Below are 17,043 nucleotides of genomic sequence, written 5' to 3' on the forward strand. Positions count from 1 at the left end.
GTCAGAGCACCTTCTTGTCGGTCGTGCCGTCGGCCGGGGCGCCGGGTGAGGAGTCGCCGTCCGGGCCGGAAACGGAATTGTCCCCCGAGTCGCTCTGTATGCCGTCCGCAGGAGAGTCCGTCACCGGAGCCTGCGTCTCCCATGGCTCCTCCTCGTCCTCCCGGGGTGGGCGGCGCAGGAGGGCGATGGAGCCGGAGACGGTGGTCGCGCGGAGCTTGCCGGTGCCGGCGCCGAGGCGGCCCGTGACCTTGTGGGCGCCCCACTGGCCTTGCACGCGCAGGCCGTCGAAGGCGTTGGAGATCGTCCCGCTCGCGGTGTTGGCCTCCACCTCCGCGTCCGCGGGCTGGGGGAGCCGGATGGCGATCTCACCCGAGACACTGGTCAGCCGGACGTCGGTGGGGCCCTCCGGGTCGAGGTCGACGATCATCGAGCCGCTGACCGAGTCGGCCCGCACGGAGGGGCCGGAGCCCTCCACGACGGTGAGATCACCGGAGACCGAGTTGAAGCGCAGGTCGCCGGTGACGGCCTGAGCCTCCAGATTCCCCGAGACGGTGTCGGCGCGGACGGGGCCCGACAGTCCCACGAGGGTGGTGTCGCCGTTGACCCCCTTCACCACCGACGGGCCGCGCAGCCCGGACACGACGGCGGCGGCGCTGACCACTCCCACCTCGACGCGGGTGTCGGCCGGCACGGCCAGCGAGACGACCGCGCTGCGCCGCCAGCCCTTGCGGTCGAGCCACTTGAGGAAGCCCTTCCAGGGCAGGTCCTCGTAGGCCACCGTGAGGGTGCCGCCCTCTTGCGTGACGACGAGAGGAGGTCCCTCGATCTCGGACACCTCCAGGCGTGCGGAACCTTCGTCCGTGCCCACCACGTTCACCGTTCCGTTGACGGTGCGTACGTGGAGTTCGCGTACGGGCTCGTCGAAGGTGAGCTTCCTGGGCTCCGTGACGGACCACTCGGGCATGGTGCAGACCTCCCCGTACCAACGCGCCATATCGCGTCTCCTGCAATTCACGATATATCGTGGACGTCGAAAGTCAAGACACTCGTTCTGGGGATGCAAGAGGGTGTAAATATGACCAATCGGAGTGAATCGCCCTAGCGTGTGATCATGTCGACGGAAGCCTCCTCCCGTGCCGGTCGCACCGATCCCGCCCCCGGCGCTCTGCTGCTGTGCCGGGCCGAGCCGGATTCCGTCGCTCCCGTCGCCCGGCTGCTGCGCGAGCGGATGCTGCTCACGTGCGCGGGGCAGGGGTGGAGCGTCCTCGTGCCGGAAGGCGGGCCGTGGCTGCGCGGGGAGGAGCCGGTCGACCGTGTCATGACCGGCTGGGCCACCGCCCTGGCCGTCGGCGCTCCCTGGGCCGTCCTCGCGCTGTGGTGGGACGCCGAGCGCGGCGGCTACACCCTCGCCTCCGGCTTCCGCCGCCCCGTTGGCTACATCTGGCTCACCAACGGCACCCCGGTCGGCGAGGACGAGGCCATGCGTACCTTCGCGGCCCGTCTCGGCCTGGACCCGGTCCTGGACGTCCAGTCCCTCGACCGCCTCGCGCAACCGGACCCCGCCTCGGACGCCCGCGCCCGCCTGCGTGGCCTGCTCGCCGTCCTCACGCGCGTGGGCCTCAGCCTCCCCGCAGGCCTCGCTCCCGGCGAATCGGCCGACCGCCTCCGCGAGGTGGTCCGGGACCGGCCGGACGCCGTCCCGATCGAGTGGGAGAACCGGAGGGAAACGGTCCGCGACGAACTCCAAGTGGCCGCCGGCCGCCGCCTCACGCCCTGGCTCCCCTGGTCAGGCGACCCAAAGGCCCGCGCCCTAGCCCTGGCCCAGCTGGCAGCAGGCCTCCCACTGGCCGCCTGGGGCCTACGGCACCGCAGTGGCGGCTGGCTGGCGGCGGGGACGCTGCTGCTGGCGCACGGTGCGCTCGGGGTCTTGTACGACCTGTCGCATCCCCGCGACTGACCCCCGGGCCTGATCGCCGGCACGACAACTCGCCCTGGACCCGTCTCCCGTTGGTTGCCTGGGACCTACGGCACCGCAGTGGCGGCGGGGCTGCTGCCGGTGCAGGGTGCGCTGGGGTGTCGTACGACTTGACGCACCCGCGCGACTGACGCCGATGCTGGATCGCGCCGGCCGGCTTCCGTTGGTCGCTTGGGGCGTACGGCGCCTCGGCGGCGGCTGGCTGGCGGCGGGGACGCTGCTGTTGGCGCAGGGTGCGTTCGGGGTGTCGTACGAGCTGACGCACCCGCGCGACTGACGCCGACGCTGGATCGCGGCGGCCCGCCCCCGGCTGGTCGCCTGGGGCTTACGTTGGCACCGCGGCGGCGGCTGGCTGGCGGCGGGGACGCTGTTGCCGGCACACGGTGCGCTCGGGGGGGCGTACGACCTGACGCACCCGCGCTAATGACCTCCGCGCTCGCTCACCGGCACGACGACTCGCCCCGGTCCGCCTCCCGGGCACGTTGCGTTCGGGGTGTCGTACGACCTGACACACCCCCGCGACGACCCCCGCAACTGACCCCCACACCGGACCGCCAGCACCAAAACCGGGGCGCCTCAGAGGGGCCCCGCGGCCGGCACGCCGTACGGGCTAGTCGTCGTCCTCGTCGTCCAGGCGGGCCAGCCACGTGGCCAGTCGTTCCACCGGTACCTCGAAGTCGGGATTGAGGTCGACGAAGGTTCGCAGTTGCTCGGCGAGCCACTCGAAGGTGACCTCCTCCTCACCGCGCCGCTTCTCCAGTTCCTCGATGCCACGGTCCGTGAAGTACATGCCGTCAAGGATAAGTGTGCCGAAACGGCCGGGCCGCACCCCTCGGGAGAGGGATGCGGCCCGGTCACGTACTGCCCCGAGAAGGGGTTACGCGTCGAACACCTCGCGCACCAGCTGCTCCTGCTCCGCCTGGTGCCGCTTGGCGGAACCGACCGCCGGGGACGAGCTGTGCGGGCGGGAGATCCGCCGCAGCCGCTCGCCGTGCGGAACCTCCGCGCCGACCGCAAGGTCCAGGTGGTCGATCAGGTTGAGGGCGATGAAGGGCCACGCGCCCTGGTTCGCCGGCTCCTCCTGGGCCCACAGGTACTTCTCGGCGTTCGGGTACTTGGCGATCTCCGCCTGGAGCTCGGCACCCGGCAGCGGGTACAGGCGCTCGATGCGGATGATCGCCGTGTCCGAGATGCCGCGCTTCTGACGCTCGGCCTCCAGGTCGTAGTACAGCTTGCCCGCCACGAAGACGACCTTGCGGACCGCGGCGGCGTCCACGGACGTGTCGCCGATGACCGGGCGGAACTGACCCGTCGTGAACTCCTCCGTCTTCGACGCGGCGGCCTTCAGGCGCAGCATCGACTTCGGGGTGAAGACCACCAGCGGCTTGTGGTGCGGGTTGTGCACCTGCCACCGCAGGAGGTGGAAGTAGTTCGACGGCAGGGTCGGCATCGCGACCGTCATGTTGTTCTGGGCGCAGAGCTGGAGGAAGCGCTCCACGCGCGCGGACGAGTGGTCCGGGCCCTGGCCCTCGTAACCGTGGGGGAGGAGCAGGGTGACGCCGGACGTCTGGCCCCACTTCTGCTCGGCCGCCGAGATGTACTCGTCGACGATCGTCTGCGCGCCGTTGACGAAGTCGCCGAACTGCGCCTCCCACAGCACGAGCGCGTCGGGGCGGGCCAGCGAGTAGCCGTACTCGAAGCCCATGACCGCGTACTCGGACAGCAGGGAGTTGTAGACGTTGTAGCGGGCCTGGTCCTCGTTGAGGTACTGGAGCGGGGTGTGCTCCTCGCCCGTCTCACGGTCGATGAGGACCGCGTGCCGCTGCCCGAAGGTGCCGCGCTGCGAGTCCTGGCCGGACAGCCGGACCGGCGTGCCCTCCAGGAGCAGGGAGCCGACGGCCAGCGTCTCGCCCATGCCCCAGTCGATCGTGCCGTCCTCGACCATCGACGCCCGGCGCTGCAGCTGCGGCAGCAGACGCGGGTGGACGTTGAAGGTGTCGGGGATGTTGACCTGGGACTCGGCGATCCGCTTCACGGTCTCCGAGGAGATCGCGGTGTTCACGGCGACCGGGAACTCGGCCTGCGGGTCGGAGACGGGACCGGCGGCCGGCTGGGCCGTGACGGCCTCGCGGACCTCGGTGAAGACCTTCTCCAGCTGGCCCTGGTAGTCCTGCAGCGCCTGCTCGGCCTCTTCCAGGGTGATGTCGCCGCGACCGATCAGGGACTCGGTGTACAGCTTGCGCACCGAGCGCTTCTTGTCGATCAGGTCGTACATCAGCGGCTGGGTGAAGGCCGGGTTGTCCGACTCGTTGTGACCGCGGCGGCGGTAGCAGATGAGGTCGATCACCACGTCCTTGTTGAACGCCTGGCGGAACTCGAAGGCCAGACGGGCCACGCGGACCACGGCCTCCGGGTCGTCGCCGTTCACGTGGAAGATCGGGGCCTCGATCATGCGGGCCACGTCCGTGGCGTACATCGAGGAACGCGACGACTCGGGGGCCGCCGTGAAGCCGACCTGGTTGTTGATGACGATGTGGACCGTGCCGCCGGTGCGGTAACCCCGCAGCTGCGACATGTTCAGCGTCTCGGCCACCACGCCCTGGCCCGCGAAGGCCGCGTCACCGTGCAGGGCGACCGGCAGGACGGTGAAGTCCGTGCCGCCCTTGTTGATGATGTCCTGCTTGGCGCGGACGATGCCCTCGATGACCGGGTCGACCGTCTCCAGGTGGGAGGGGTTCGCGGCCAGCGAGACCTTGATCTGCTCGCCGTCCAGGCCGGTGAAGGTGCCCTCGGCGCCCAGGTGGTACTTCACGTCGCCCGAGCCGTGCATCGACTTCGGGTCGAGGTTGCCCTCGAACTCGCGGAAGATCTGCGCGTACGACTTGCCGACGATGTTCGCCAGGACGTTCAGCCGGCCGCGGTGGGCCATGCCGATGACGACCTCGTCCAAGCGGGACTCGGCGGCCGAGTCCAGCACCGCGTCGAGCAGCGGGATGACGGACTCGCCGCCCTCCAGGGAGAAACGCTTCTGGCCGACGTACTTGGTCTGCAGGAAGGTCTCGAAGGCCTCCGCGGCGTTCAGCCGGCGCAGGATGCGCAGCTGCTCCTCGCGCTCGGGCTTGGTGTGCGAGCGCTCGATGCGGTCCTGGATCCAGCGGCGCTGCTTCGGGTCCTGGATGTGCATGAACTCGACGCCGGTGGTGCGGCAGTACGAGTCGCGCAGCACGCCGAGGATGTCGCGCAGCTTCATCAGGGACTTGCCGGCGAAGCCGCCGACCGCGAACTCCCGCTCCAGGTCCCACAGGGTGAGGCCGTGCTCGGTGATGTCGAGGTCGGGGTGCTTGCGCTGGCGGTACTCCAGCGGGTCGGTGTCGGCCATGACGTGGCCGCGGACCCGGTAGGAGTGGATCAGCTCGAAGACGCGGGCGGCCTTGGTGACGTCGTCGTCGTGCGAGGCGTCGATGTCCTTGAGCCAGCGGACCGGCTCGTAGGGGATGCGCAGGGCCTCGAAGATCTCGTCGTAGAAGCCGTTCTCGCCGAGGAGGTAGTTCGCGACGATGCGCAGGAACTCGCCGGAGGCGGCGCCCTGGATGACCCGGTGGTCGTAGGTCGACGTGAGCGTCATGACCTTCGAGATGCCGAGCTTGTTCAGGGTGTCCTGGGAGGTGCCCTGGAACTCCGCCGGGTAGTCCATGGAGCCGACGCCCATGATGACCGACTGGCCTGGCATCAGACGCGGCACGGAGTGGACCGTGCCGAGGCCGCCGGGGTTGGTCAGGGAGACCGTGACACCGGTGAAGTCGTCCATCGTCAGCTTGCCGTCACGGGCGCGGCGGACGATGTCCTCGTAGGCCTGCCAGAACTCGAAGAAGTTCAGCGTCTCGGCCTTCTTGATGCCCGCGACGACCAGCTGGCGGTCGCCGTTGGGCTTCACCAGGTCGATGGCGAGGCCGAAGTTGACGTGCGGCGGCTTGACGAGGGTGGGCTTCCCGTCCTTCTCCGCGTAGTGCCAGTTCATCGACGGCATGGCCTTGATGGCCTGCACCATCGCGTACCCGATCAGGTGCGTGAAGGAGATCTTCCCGCCCCGGGCGCGCTTGAGGTGGTTGTTGATGACGATGCGGTTGTCGAAGAGCAGCTTCACCGGGACCGCGCGCACGGACGTGGCCGTGGGCAGCTCCAGGGAGGCGTTCATGTTCTTCGCGACCGCGGCGGCGGGGCCGCGCAGCGTCACCAGCTCCGGGCCCTCGGCGGAGGCGGCCTCGGCGGCCGGCTTCGCGGCGGGCTTCGCAGCCGCCGGCTTGGCGGCCGGAGCGGCCTGCGCCGGAGCGGCGGCCGGTGCTGCGGCCTTGGCCGGGGCCGGAGCCGCGGCGGCCGGCTTGGCGGCCGGAGCAGCGGCCTGAGCCGGCGCGGCAGCCTGGGCCGGGGCGCTGGGAGCCGGGGCGGCCTGCGCCGGAGCGGTGGTGGTCTCCGCGGCCCCCGCGGCCGCGGTACCCGCCGCAGCCGGGGCGGCACCCCCCGACTTGTAGTCGGCGAAGAAGTCCCACCAGGCACGGTCTACGGAATTCGGGTCCTGGAGGTACTGCTGATAGATCTCGTCGACGAGCCACTCGTTCGGCCCGAACGCGGCAGCGGGGTTCTTGCCCGCTTGGTCTGCGTCGGTCGAGATGCTCGAGTTACTGGGGGACTGTGGCGACACGGCGGCAACCGCCCTCTTCCGCTTCTCACAAGGTGATGGACAGCGGGAATAAAGGCTACGCCCCCAAGACCGCGAAGGTCAGGCCGGGCCCGTCCATCGTCGTGTAAGTCACATCGAACAGCGTGTTTCGCGGGTGGAAATGGCGGGAAACAAGCGTGGTTCCGGTGCGTGCGTCCGCCCGAGGGAAGCGCCGAGCGGGGCTCTGCGCGACTGCGGCGCGGCCCTCTGCCTGATCACACGTGTCCGTCAGCGCGGAACAGAGATGGATCTTGCGGCTCCGCTTCGAACTTTACGTCAACTTGGCAGAGATGGAAGTCCCGGAAGGGTGACAAGGATCCGGCAGCCCCGCTCGGATTCGGCCACTCCGATCCGGCCGCCGTGCAGATCCACTGCCCAGCGGGCGATCGCGAGCCCGAGTCCGGTGCCGCCGTCGCTGCCCGGACCGTGCGGCCGCATGACCTGACCGCGGTTGAACCGCTCGAAGACGCGGTGCCACTCCGAGCGCGGAATGCCGGGGCCCTCGTCGAGGATCTCCAGTTCGAGCGACTCGGGCAGGGCCCCGCGCCGCGCCTTGACCGTCACCCGTCCGTGTGCCGGGCTGTGCTTGACCGCGTTGTCGATCAGGTTGGCGACGACCTGGTGGATGCGCTCCGGGTCAGCGTGCGCGGTCAGCTCGGGCGGCGAGACGTCGAGGTGCAGATGGACGTCGTTGCGCGTGTGGCTGCCGGATCCGGAGGCGATGCCCGCGCGTGCCGTGGCGACCATGTTGGCCTCCTTCAGCACGCCCGAGAGATACGGCCACACCTCGAACCGGCGCTTCTTCAGCGGTACGACGCCGCTGTCGAGGCGGGACAGGTCCAGCAGCGTCTCCACCAGCCGGCCCAGCCGCTCGGTCTGCTTGAGGGCCGTGCGCATGGTCTCGGGATCGGCCTGGGTGAACCCGTCGACGATGTTCTCCAGCACGGCGCGCAGGCCCGCGATGGGCGTGCGCAGCTCGTGGGAGACATTTGCCACAAGTTCCTTGCGCTGGCGTTCCTGGGCCTCCAGGTCGTCCGCCATGCGGTTGATCGTCTGGGCCAGGTCGCCCAGTTCGTCCCGGCGGTTCTCGCGGACCCGGCGGGTGTAGTCGCCGTGCGAGATGGACCGGGCGACCGCGTTCATGTCGTCCAGGGGCGCGGTGAGCGAATGCGCCACGAACTGCGTAATCAGGAGTGTGGCGATCATCGAGAAGACCGTGATGAAGCGCAGCTCGGTGGCTGTGCGCATCGCGATCATCATCAGCCCGGTGGTGATGAGGACCGCGATGACGACCAGCGCACCCAGCTTGGTCTTGATCGAGAAGGGGCTCACTCCGCCCCAGGGTTCCCTGGGGTTTCTCCGGCCGGCCGGACCCTCGCTCATGGCGTCGGCGTCTCCAGGGCGTAGCCCACGCCGTGCACCGTGCGGATCCGCTCGGCGCCGATCTTCCGGCGCAGGGCCTTGATGTGGCTGTCGACGGTCCGGGTGCCGGAGGCGTCCGCCCAGTCCCACACCTCGGCGAGCAGCTGCTCACGGGAGAGCACCGCGCGCGGGGTGTTGGCCAGGCACACCAGGAGGTCGAACTCGGTGGGCGTCAGGTGGACGTCCTCCGAGCGCACCCGCACGCGGCGCTGCGCGTGGTCGATCTCCAGCTCGCCGAGCCGGAGGATGCCGGAGCGCGGCGTGGTGGCGGCCAGCGCGGCCCGCTCGACGCGCCGCAGCAGGACGTGGACGCGCGCGGCCAGCTCCCGCATCGAGAACGGCTTGGTCATGTAGTCGTCGGCGCCGACGCCGAGACCGACCAGCATGTCGGTCTCGTCGTCACGGGCCGTCAGCATGAGCACCGGGACCGGACGGGCGGCCTGCACGCGGCGGCAGACCTCCAGACCGTCGAAGCCCGGCAGCATGATGTCGAGGATCAGCAGGTCCGGCTGCCAGGCCTCGGCCGTGTCGACCGCTGACGGACCGTCCACCGCCGTTTGCACGAGGAATCCCTCGGCGCGCAGGCGGGTCGCGATGGCGTCGACGATCGTCGGATCGTCCTCGACGACCAGGACCCGGCGCTGGGCGCCGGGAGTGGCCGTCGAACCGTTGTGGGAGGTGTGTGTCTGCTCCATCGCCCGCCCCTGGGGAGTGCTTTCCGGAACCATGTGGGGTGATTCCTTGTCTGCGCATGACTGCGATTGACGCTTGAATGATCGGCGTAGGGAAGCAGAGTACGGGGAGCCGTCACCCCTTTGCTATCCAGGTCGGACGGCGAGATGGACGGCGTCGGGTACGCCCCGGGCAACGGGGATCTCCTCGGTACGTACCTGTTGGAACCCGGCATTTGCCAGTGATTGCTCAAATTCCGGAGAGGGTTTCGCCGACCACACGGCCAGTACGCCGCCCGGCTTCAACACCCTTGCGCAGCTTGTGAGTCCGGTACGCGCGTAGAGTCCGCCGTTGCTCTCCGTGACCGTCCAGTCGGGTCCGTTGTCGATGTCGAGGCACAGCACGTCAAAAGTGGCGCATGTCTCATTGACGAATTCGACCAGATCCGTTTTCAGAATGTTCGTCCGGGGATCGGCGAGCGCCTTCGCCGTGAGTGCCGAGAGCGGGCCCGCGCGGTGCCAGTCGATGATCGCGGGTTCCCGCTCGACGACCGTGATCCGGCCCCACCGGGGGTTCGCGACCGCGTGTGCGAGCGAGAAGCCGACGCCGAGGCCGCCGATGAGGACGTGCGGATCCGGACGGTCGTCGAGCGCGGCGAGCGCCGCGTCAACGAGCATCCGCTCCGAGCGTCCGTCGGAGGTGTCCATCAGGAAGCAGCCGTTGGCGATGATCTGGAGCAGCTCGCCGTGCCGCCGCAGGACGACCTCTCCGTACGGGCCCTCGCGACGGTCCAGGACTTCGGGAATGTCGTACGAGGTGGGCATCGGCCCATCTTGGCAGGTACGGCGACCGGGCCGGGGCTCCTTGAGAAGTCCCTGTGAATCGGGGCCGGGGTGGCGTCGGTCACAGACAGCGGGTGGGTGGGGCGCGAAGGGTGGGGTGGGACGGAAGGAGCAGCTCACCTTGGAACGGACCGTGCCCCCAGCCCCTTCCGACCCGCCCGCACCGGAAGCTCCTGCCCCGGACGCGCGCTTCCCGGAAGTGGCCGCGCTCCTCGACGGGGTGCCCCGGCAGCGGGAACGGGCCGAGCGGTGTGCCGCCGGGACACCCGCGACACCCCCGGCAACGGCCGCCGCGGACAACCGATTTCGCGTCCTCCGGCTCCAGCGGCTGCTCCCCACTCCCACCGGGACACCGTTCACCTTCGCCTACGGCGCCGTCCTGGCCGTCGTCTCCCTGGCCGCCGCGCAGCTGGACCCCGCCCTCGTGCACACCCTGCACCAGGGCTCCAGCACCGATGTCGCGCACCTCGTGCGGATGCCCGTCCTGGTGCTGGTGGCCAGCGCGCTGTGGATCGCGGGCGGGATCCTGTCGCCGTACGCCCTCGCCCTGCTGTTCGTCCTCACCGCGCTGGAGCGGCGGATCGGCGGGGTGCGCACGGCGGGTGTCTTCCTGCTCGGGCATGTCGGGGCGACCCTCGCCACGGAGGCCCCGACAGGCCTCGCGGTCCTGGCCGGACATCTGCCCGCCAGTTCGCTGCACCGCCTCGACTACGGCGTCAGCTTCGGCGTGGCCGCGAGTCTCGGCGCGCTGGCCGGACTGCTCCGGCCGTGGCTGCGCTGGCCGTTGCTCGCCCTCTTCGGCTGGCTGCTGGTGACCGACCTGATCGCGTTCACCGACCCGATGACCGACTGGGGTCACCCGATCGCCCTGGCGATCGGTGTCGCGACCTGGCCGCTGCTGCGGCGCCGCGGCGGAGTCAGCGGGCCGGCGGGGTCCAGACGTACGGCGTAGTCGTGGTGACTGCGTGGAAGCCCAACCGGCGCAGGATGGGCGCGCTGTCGTCCGACGCGTCCACGTGCAGACAGGTGACCCCGCGGGAGACGGCGAGAGCGGCGCGTACGGCGACCAGGGCGCGGTAGATGCCCCTGCCCCGCCACTCGGCGAGCGTGGAACCGCCCCACAGGCTCGCGAACTCGGTGCCCGCGCGGAACACCAGCCAGGCGGCGCACACCACTTCGCCGTCCGCCTCGGCGACGTACACCGCGGTGTCGTCCGGCGCGGTGGCGACCCGGCCGATCAGGTCGTCGGCGAGCCAGCTCCAGTCCGCTCCCCACACCGCCGACTCCAACGCGGCGATCCGGCGCATGTCGGCGTCCGCCGTCACGCGGCGCACTGTGACGCCTTCCGGGGGCACGGGCTGTCGTACGGCCAGCTCGGCGGCCCGGCCGACCAGGACCGTCTCCCGCTCCTCGGGCACGAAACCGGCCGCGCGGAGTCGTTCGGTGAGGTCGGCCGGGGTGTCGTGGGAGCGGGTCTTCCACTCGACGGCCTCGCCGCGCGCCGCGAAGAAGTCCCGTTGCCGCGCGATGAGTTCGTCGAGCGCGTCGCCCTCCACGCCGAGGTCGCGCGGCCCGCTCACGAACCCGCGGAACTGACCGACGATCCGCAGCAGCGGCCCGTCCTGCTCGTACGTCACCCCCGCGGGCGGGGTCGGGGGAGCACCGCGCATCTGGTCGTCGTAGGCGGAGAGGAGCGGGTGTGTGTTCGCCGTGATGATGGTCTGCCTCTCGGTCGTGTCGGTCGCCCCACGCGCGCGTGCCCCGTGGCCGCCGGGAAGAGGGAGGGCCGGCCCGGTGTTGTCCGCCGTGCGGCCGGTGGGAACCACCGGAGCATGACAGAGACCGTCCTCTGCCGTCTCCGGATTTCCCGCGGGCGGTGACGGGCCGTCACCCGGCGTCCGGTCCCACGAACTTCGCACTGGTGAGCGGAGCTTCCACATGCCAGCCCAGAGCCTCGTACAGGCCCCGGCCCGCGGGCGTCCCCGCCAGCACGCCGGTCTCCGCCCCCGTGGCCGCCGCCACGGCCTGGAGCGTGCGCATGACGACGCTGCCCAGTCCCCGGCGACGGTGGGCGGCCGCGGTCTCGATCTGGTCGAAGACGGCACTGGCGCCGGTCGGGGCGACCTGGCCGCGCGCCGCGAGGGAACCGTCGGGCGCGGCGACGAGCATGCGCGTGACGCCGCCGACGGTCCAGGTGCGTAGCCGGTATCCGGCGGGGGCGGCGGGCCGTTCGGCCGGCGTAGCTGTGGTCGTGGTCAGGGGGACCGTCATGAGGAAGCCGGGTTCGGGATCCACCCACCAGCCCTCGCCGAGCCAGCCCCCGACCACCTCCGGGTCCTGGAACACCTTGAGCCACACCCCGGCCCCCGTCACCCCGTCCGCCACCTGGCGTACGGCCTTCTCGTCCACGTCGTCGCCCAGCGCGTCGAAGACGTGCCGCGACACATGCGCGAGCTGTCCCACGTCGATGGTGAAACCCCACGGCTCGCGCTCCGCAGCCGCCGCCCCTCGGGACGCGACCCAGCCGGTCACCCACGCCCGTACGACTCCGTCCATGACATCCATGACATCCCCCTGTAATGGCCGCATGCGGCATGTGGCTATTACATGCTCGGTATCGGACGACCATAGGGCCCGAACCGCCGATTCCGGCAGTCGTGATCGCCGACAGCGAACAGGCGAACGGGTGGGGAACATTCGAAGGCTCCGACGCATTGAGTCGGCATAGCTCAACTTGACTGCCTAAGGGGAGATCATGGCTTCGACGTCCACACCGCTCACCCTGCCCGTGCTGCCGCTCGACGACGAGGTCGTGCTGCCCGGAATGGTGGTTCCGCTGGACCTGAACGACACCGACGTACGCGCCGCGGTGGAGGCCGCCCAGGCCGCCGCCCGCTCGGAACCCGGAAAGCCGAAGGTCCTTCTGGTGCCACGCATCGACGGCGAATACGCCGGCACCGGTGTGCTCGGCACCATCGAGCAGGTCGGCCGGCTGGCCGACGGCGACCCTGGCGCCCTCATCCGCGGCCGGAGCAGGGTGAAGATCGGTGCGGGGACCACCGGCCCGGGCGCCGCCCTGTGGGTCGAGGGGACCACGGTCGACCAGACCGTCCCCGAACCGCTGCCCGGTCACGTCACCGAACTGGTCAAGGAGTACAAGGCCCTCGCCACCGCCTGGCTGCGCAAGCGCGGCGCCTGGCAGGTCGTGGACCGGGTGCAGGCCATCGACGACGTGTCCACCCTCGCCGACAACTCCGGCTACTCGCCCTTCCTGACCACCGAGCAGAAGGTCGAGCTGCTGGAGACCGCCGACCCGGTCGCCCGCCTCAAGCTCGCCACCCAGCAGCTGCGCGACCACCTCGCCGAGCAGGACGTCGCCGAGACCATCGCGAAGGACGTCCAGGAGGGCGTCGACAAGCAGCAGCGGGAGTTCCTGCTCCGCCGTCAGCTGGAAGCCGTACGCAAGGAACTGCGCGAGCTCAACGGCGAGCAGGAGGGCGAGGAGTCCGACGACTACCGCGCCCGCGTGGAGGCCGCCGACCTGCCCGAGAAGGTGCGGGAGGCCGCCCTCAAGGAGGTCGACAAGCTGGAGCGGTCCAGCGACCAGTCCCCGGAGGGCTCCTGGATCCGCACCTGGCTGGACACCGTCCTCGAACTGCCGTGGAACGAACGGACCGAGGACGCGTACGACATCCAGGGCGCCAAGGAGATCCTCGACGCCGAGCACGCGGGCCTGGAGGACGTGAAGGAGCGGATCACCGAGTACCTGGCGGTGCGCAAGCGCCGCAACGACCGGGGCCTCGGGGTCGTCGGCGGCCGGCGCGGCGGTGCCGTGCTCGCCCTCGTGGGCCCGCCCGGCGTCGGCAAGACCTCGCTCGGCGAGTCCGTCGCGCACGCCATGGGCCGCAAGTTCGTCCGCGTCGCCCTCGGCGGCGTCCGGGACGAGGCGGAGATCCGCGGCCACCGGCGCACGTACGTCGGCGCGCTGCCCGGCCGGATCGTGCGGGCCATCAAGGAGGCGGGGTCGATGAACCCGGTCGTCCTGCTCGACGAGATCGACAAGGTGGGCTCCGACTTCCGCGGCGACCCCGCGGCCGCCCTCCTGGAGGTCCTGGACCCGGCGCAGAACCACACCTTCCGCGACCACTACCTGGAGGTCGAGCTCGACCTGTCGGACGTCGTCTTCCTCGCCACGGCCAACGTGCTGGAGGCGATCCCGGAGGCGCTGCTCGACCGGATGGAGCTGGTCCGGCTCGACGGGTACACCGAGGACGAGAAGATCGTCATCGCCCGTGACCACCTGCTCCCGCGCCAGCTGGAGCGGGCGGGGCTCGCCAAGGACGAGGTCGTCATCGACGAGAGCGCGCTGCGCAAGCTCGCCGGCGAGTACACGCGTGAGGCGGGCGTCCGCACCCTGGAGCGGTCGATCGCGAGGCTGCTGCGCAAGGTGGCGGCTCAGCACGAGCTGGGCGAGCGGGAGCTGCCGTTCACCGTCACGGACGAGGAGCTGCGCGGTCTGATCGGCCGGCCGCACCACGTGCCCGAGTCGGCCCAGGACCCGGCGGAGCGCCGGACCGCGGTCCCCGGTGTCGCCACCGGACTCGCGGTCACCGGAGCGGGCGGCGACGTGCTGTTCGTCGAGGCGTCGCTGGCCGACCCGGAGACGGGCGCGGCGGGTCTGACGCTGACCGGCCAGCTGGGTGACGTGATGAAGGAGAGCGCGCAGATCGCGCTGAGCTTCCTGCGCTCGCACGGCGCTGAGCTCGAACTGCCGGTCGGCGACCTGAAGGACCGGGGCGTGCACATCCACTTCCCGGCGGGCGCGGTCCCGAAGGACGGCCCGAGCGCGGGCGTCACCATGACGACGGCGCTGGCCTCGCTGCTCTCCGGCCGCCTCGTCCGCACGGACGTGGCCATGACGGGCGAGGTCTCGCTGACCGGCCGGGTCCTCCCGATCGGCGGCGTGAAGCAGAAGCTGCTCGCCGCGCACCGCGCCGGGGTGAGCACCGTCATCATCCCCAAGCGCAACGAGGCCGACCTGGACGACGTCCCGGCGGAGGTGCTGGACAAGCTCGACGTCCACGCCGTCACCGACGTCCGCCAGGTCCTGGAGCTGGCGTTGTCCCCGGCCAAGAACGGGGCCGCGCCGGAGGTCCCGGTGGCGGCGTGACGCCGTAGCCCGTGAGCGGGTTGCGGCTGCCGACACCGGTTGAGGTGGAGGCCCGGGTTCTCGTGAGGGAGGCCCGGGCCTTCGCCGTACCCGGGGCGGGTCAGCCGTTGGCCAGCGCCTGTACGCGGGCCGGGGCGCCGTTGAAGCGGTCGTGATCGCCGACCGTGGGGCCGGTGGAGGTGTACTGCCACATGGTGTACGTGCTCCAGCCGGCCGGGAGGGTGCCGGCGGTCGAGGCGTAGTGGGCGATCCAGAGCGGGTTGGCGGAGAAGCCGGCGTAGTTGCCGGTGCACTGGTTCCACCAGCTGGTGGCCGTGTAGATGACCGCCTGCCGGCCGGTGCGCGCCTTGTACTGGTTCAGGAAGTCGCGGATCCAGGTGACCATCGCGCTCGGCGACTTGTCGAAGCAGGCGTCGCCGTACGGGTTCCACTCGATGTCGAGCACCCCGGGCAGGGTCCTGCCGTCGTCGGACCAGTCGCCGCCGTGGTCGACGAAGTAGTCGGCCTGTGTCGCGCCGCTCGTGGTGTCCGGGGTGGCGAAGTGGTAGGCCCCGCGGATCATCCCGACGCCGTGGGCGCCGGTGTACTGCTGGGAGAAGTGGGGGTTCGTGTAGTACGTCCCCTCGCTCGCCTTGTTGTACGCCCACCGGACGCCGCTGTTCCACAGGGTCGGCCAGGCGACGTTGCCCTGATAGCTGGCGACGTCGACCCCCTCCGTCTGGGTGGCACGGGTGTCGGCGGGCAGGCCGTCCTGGCCGTCGTGCGCTACGACGCCCATGCCCATGTGGGCGTCGCCGCGGGCCGGGGTGGCGGTGGCGTCGGGGGCTTGCGCGGCCGGGGCGGGGGCCGCGAGGAGCAGGGAGAACGCGGTGAGCAGGAGACCTATGAGGAAGAGGCGTCGGGGACGTATCTGTTCGGGTCTGCGCACGGGCATGGCGTGCCTCCGGGGGCTCGGTGACGCTCGGTGGGACATGACTGAGTGACCTTTGGGGATGACGTGGGCATGCCAGTCACCTCTCTGAAGACGCTCCGTACGAGGACGACGGGTCGGGAAGTGGGACCGGCGGCTGCCATTGGTCCAGCCCTGCGAAATACTTACGGGGCTGCGGTGATGTCGCAATCTGGCGGAACTTTCACGGCCGGGAAATTCAAGGCAGGGGCTGACGTGCACGAAGAGGAAAACGGCGGCGGTGTCCCGGGCGGGGCCGACGTGGCGCCGAGCGGTGTGGACAAGCCCGGATTCCTGGCGCTGGAACGTGAGTTGACCGTCCTGCTGCGCCGCGCCCGGGCCAACCAGGGGGAGATGGCCCGCGAGGTCCACCCCGACCTGGAGTCGGCGGCTTACGGACTGCTCGTCCGTCTGGATGAATGCGGCCGTCAGCGCGCCACCGAACTGGCCGCCTACATCGGAGTCGGCAAGGCCACGATGTCCCGTCAGCTGCGCGCCCTGGAGGACCTGGGCCTGGTCGCCCGCGCGCCGGACCCGGCGGACGGCCGGGCCTGGCTGGTCGACCTCACGCCGGAGGGCCGCTCCCGTGTCCAACGGGTCCGCGACGCACGCCGGGCCCGGTACGCGGGCCGCCTGGCGCACTGGGACTCGAGAGAGGTGACGGAACTGGCGCGACTGCTGCACCAGCTGAACCGGGGCATGGAGAAGTAGGCCGGGGTGGCGTTCCACCATGTGAGGTAGCGGGGCGTCCGTTGGTGGCGCCGTTGAGCAGGCCGTGCGGTGGCCTGGGCCGACCGGGTGTCTGCGGGGCGGGTGCCGTTGAGTGAGCCGTGTGGTGGTCTGGTCCGGCTGGGCGTCCGTGGCGGTGCCGTCGAGTGCGTGTGGTGGTCTCGTCCGGCCGAGTGTCCGTCGAGGTGGTGCCCGGTCGGCACCGAGGGCGCCGGACGGCGGTCTGTTCCGCCGTGCCGGTCACCGGTCGACGCAGTCGAGGACGCCGTGCAGGGTCCGCTCCGACTCGGCGTCCGCGGTGTCGCTGCCCAGCCGACGCACGCGCGTCCGCGCCGCCGGGCCGTGCCCCGACCGTCAGGGTTCAAGGTGACCGGTTACGGGCCGGGTCGGCGACCGCCCGTGCGGGCCGACGAGTCCGGGCTTCTCGCACCGCTCGGCGGGACCCAGTCCTGGGCCGTGTCCTTGCCCGCCCCCCGCTGACGGGCCGGTCGGTGACGGCCGGTGTGGGCCGACGTGGCTGGGGTTGCCCACTGCTCTGCGGGACGCGGTCGTGTCCGTGTCGTCAAC

14 protein-coding genes are annotated in these 17,043 nt (G+C 70.9%); 5 read left to right on the forward strand and 9 right to left on the reverse strand.

Features of this window, described 5'->3' with window-relative positions:
* Position 1: 1 nt before the first annotated feature.
* Positions 2-964, reverse strand: coding sequence for a DUF4097 family beta strand repeat-containing protein (locus ACIRP7_RS18945; RefSeq protein ID WP_403660693.1), 963 nt, complete (start codon positions 962-964; stop codon positions 2-4).
* A gap of 147 nt (positions 965-1,111) precedes the next feature.
* On the opposite strand from ACIRP7_RS18945, the gene ACIRP7_RS18950 reads away from it, so the two are divergent.
* Together ACIRP7_RS18950 and ACIRP7_RS18955 are read left to right on the forward strand one after the other, a co-directional pair.
* Positions 1,112-1,957, forward strand: coding sequence for a hypothetical protein (locus tag ACIRP7_RS18950; protein WP_403660377.1), 846 nt, complete (start codon positions 1,112-1,114; stop codon positions 1,955-1,957).
* A 154-nt stretch (positions 1,958-2,111) separates the two neighbouring features.
* Complete coding sequence (locus tag ACIRP7_RS18955) at positions 2,112-2,252, forward strand: hypothetical protein (protein ID WP_403660380.1); 141 nt, start codon at positions 2,112-2,114, stop codon at positions 2,250-2,252.
* A gap of 333 nt (positions 2,253-2,585) precedes the next feature.
* On the opposite strand, the gene ACIRP7_RS18960 is transcribed toward ACIRP7_RS18955, so the two are convergent.
* The 5 genes from ACIRP7_RS18960 to ACIRP7_RS18980 form a co-directional block, all read right to left on the reverse strand.
* Positions 2,586-2,765, reverse strand: coding sequence for a DUF6104 family protein (locus ACIRP7_RS18960; RefSeq protein WP_030049542.1), 180 nt, complete (start codon positions 2,763-2,765; stop codon positions 2,586-2,588).
* A gap of 87 nt (positions 2,766-2,852) precedes the next feature.
* Positions 2,853-6,674 (reverse strand): multifunctional oxoglutarate decarboxylase/oxoglutarate dehydrogenase thiamine pyrophosphate-binding subunit/dihydrolipoyllysine-residue succinyltransferase subunit, encoded by a 3,822-nt coding sequence (locus ACIRP7_RS18965; protein WP_403660383.1) that lies wholly within the window; start codon positions 6,672-6,674, stop codon positions 2,853-2,855.
* Between the two features lie 294 nt (positions 6,675-6,968).
* Complete coding sequence (locus ACIRP7_RS18970; RefSeq protein WP_403660386.1) at positions 6,969-8,075, reverse strand: ATP-binding protein; 1,107 nt, start codon at positions 8,073-8,075, stop codon at positions 6,969-6,971.
* The gene (locus ACIRP7_RS18975; RefSeq protein ID WP_352390195.1) at positions 8,072-8,809 is read right to left on the reverse strand and encodes a response regulator transcription factor; all 738 of its coding nucleotides are present in this window, start codon (positions 8,807-8,809) and stop codon (positions 8,072-8,074) included. Before ACIRP7_RS18975 ends, ACIRP7_RS18970 begins: the two co-directional genes overlap by 4 nt.
* Before the next feature lie 123 nt (positions 8,810-8,932).
* Positions 8,933-9,610, reverse strand: a complete 678-nt coding sequence (locus ACIRP7_RS18980) for a spermidine synthase (protein WP_403660389.1) — start codon at positions 9,608-9,610, stop codon at positions 8,933-8,935.
* A gap of 139 nt (positions 9,611-9,749) precedes the next feature.
* Between ACIRP7_RS18980 and ACIRP7_RS18985 the strand changes: the two genes are divergently transcribed.
* Positions 9,750-10,580 carry a rhomboid-like protein gene (locus tag ACIRP7_RS18985; protein WP_403660392.1) on the forward strand — a complete coding sequence of 277 codons (831 nt, stop codon included), beginning with the start codon at positions 9,750-9,752 and terminating at the stop codon, positions 10,578-10,580.
* On the opposite strand, the gene ACIRP7_RS18990 is transcribed toward ACIRP7_RS18985, so the two are convergent.
* Together ACIRP7_RS18990 and ACIRP7_RS18995 are read right to left on the reverse strand one after the other, a co-directional pair.
* On the reverse strand, positions 10,546-11,298 hold the full coding sequence (locus tag ACIRP7_RS18990) for a GNAT family N-acetyltransferase (RefSeq protein ID WP_403660696.1): 753 nt from the start codon (positions 11,296-11,298) through the stop codon (positions 10,546-10,548). The two genes, ACIRP7_RS18985 and ACIRP7_RS18990, sit on opposite strands and share 35 nt — an antisense overlap.
* A gap of 217 nt (positions 11,299-11,515) precedes the next feature.
* Positions 11,516-12,184, reverse strand: coding sequence for a GNAT family N-acetyltransferase (locus ACIRP7_RS18995; RefSeq protein WP_403660699.1), 669 nt, complete (start codon positions 12,182-12,184; stop codon positions 11,516-11,518).
* A 199-nt stretch (positions 12,185-12,383) separates the two neighbouring features.
* Here ACIRP7_RS18995 and lon point away from each other — a divergent pair, with 199 nt between their 5' ends.
* Positions 12,384-14,798, forward strand: a complete 2,415-nt coding sequence (gene lon / locus ACIRP7_RS19000; protein WP_403660395.1) for an endopeptidase La — start codon at positions 12,384-12,386, stop codon at positions 14,796-14,798.
* 100 nt (positions 14,799-14,898) lie between these two features.
* Here the strand turns inward: lon and ACIRP7_RS19005 are convergent, their stop codons facing one another.
* Positions 14,899-15,732, reverse strand: a complete 834-nt coding sequence (locus ACIRP7_RS19005) for a lysozyme (protein WP_403660398.1) — start codon at positions 15,730-15,732, stop codon at positions 14,899-14,901.
* 231 nt (positions 15,733-15,963) lie between these two features.
* On the opposite strand from ACIRP7_RS19005, the gene ACIRP7_RS19010 reads away from it, so the two are divergent.
* Positions 15,964-16,458: a MarR family transcriptional regulator gene (locus ACIRP7_RS19010; RefSeq protein WP_352390190.1), complete on the forward strand. Its 495-nt coding sequence runs from the start codon at positions 15,964-15,966 to the stop codon at positions 16,456-16,458.
* Positions 16,459-17,043 lie beyond the last annotated feature (585 nt).

Source organism: Streptomyces sp. NPDC102270 (genome assembly GCF_044766405.1).
Classification (GTDB): domain Bacteria; phylum Actinomycetota; class Actinomycetes; order Streptomycetales; family Streptomycetaceae; genus Streptomyces.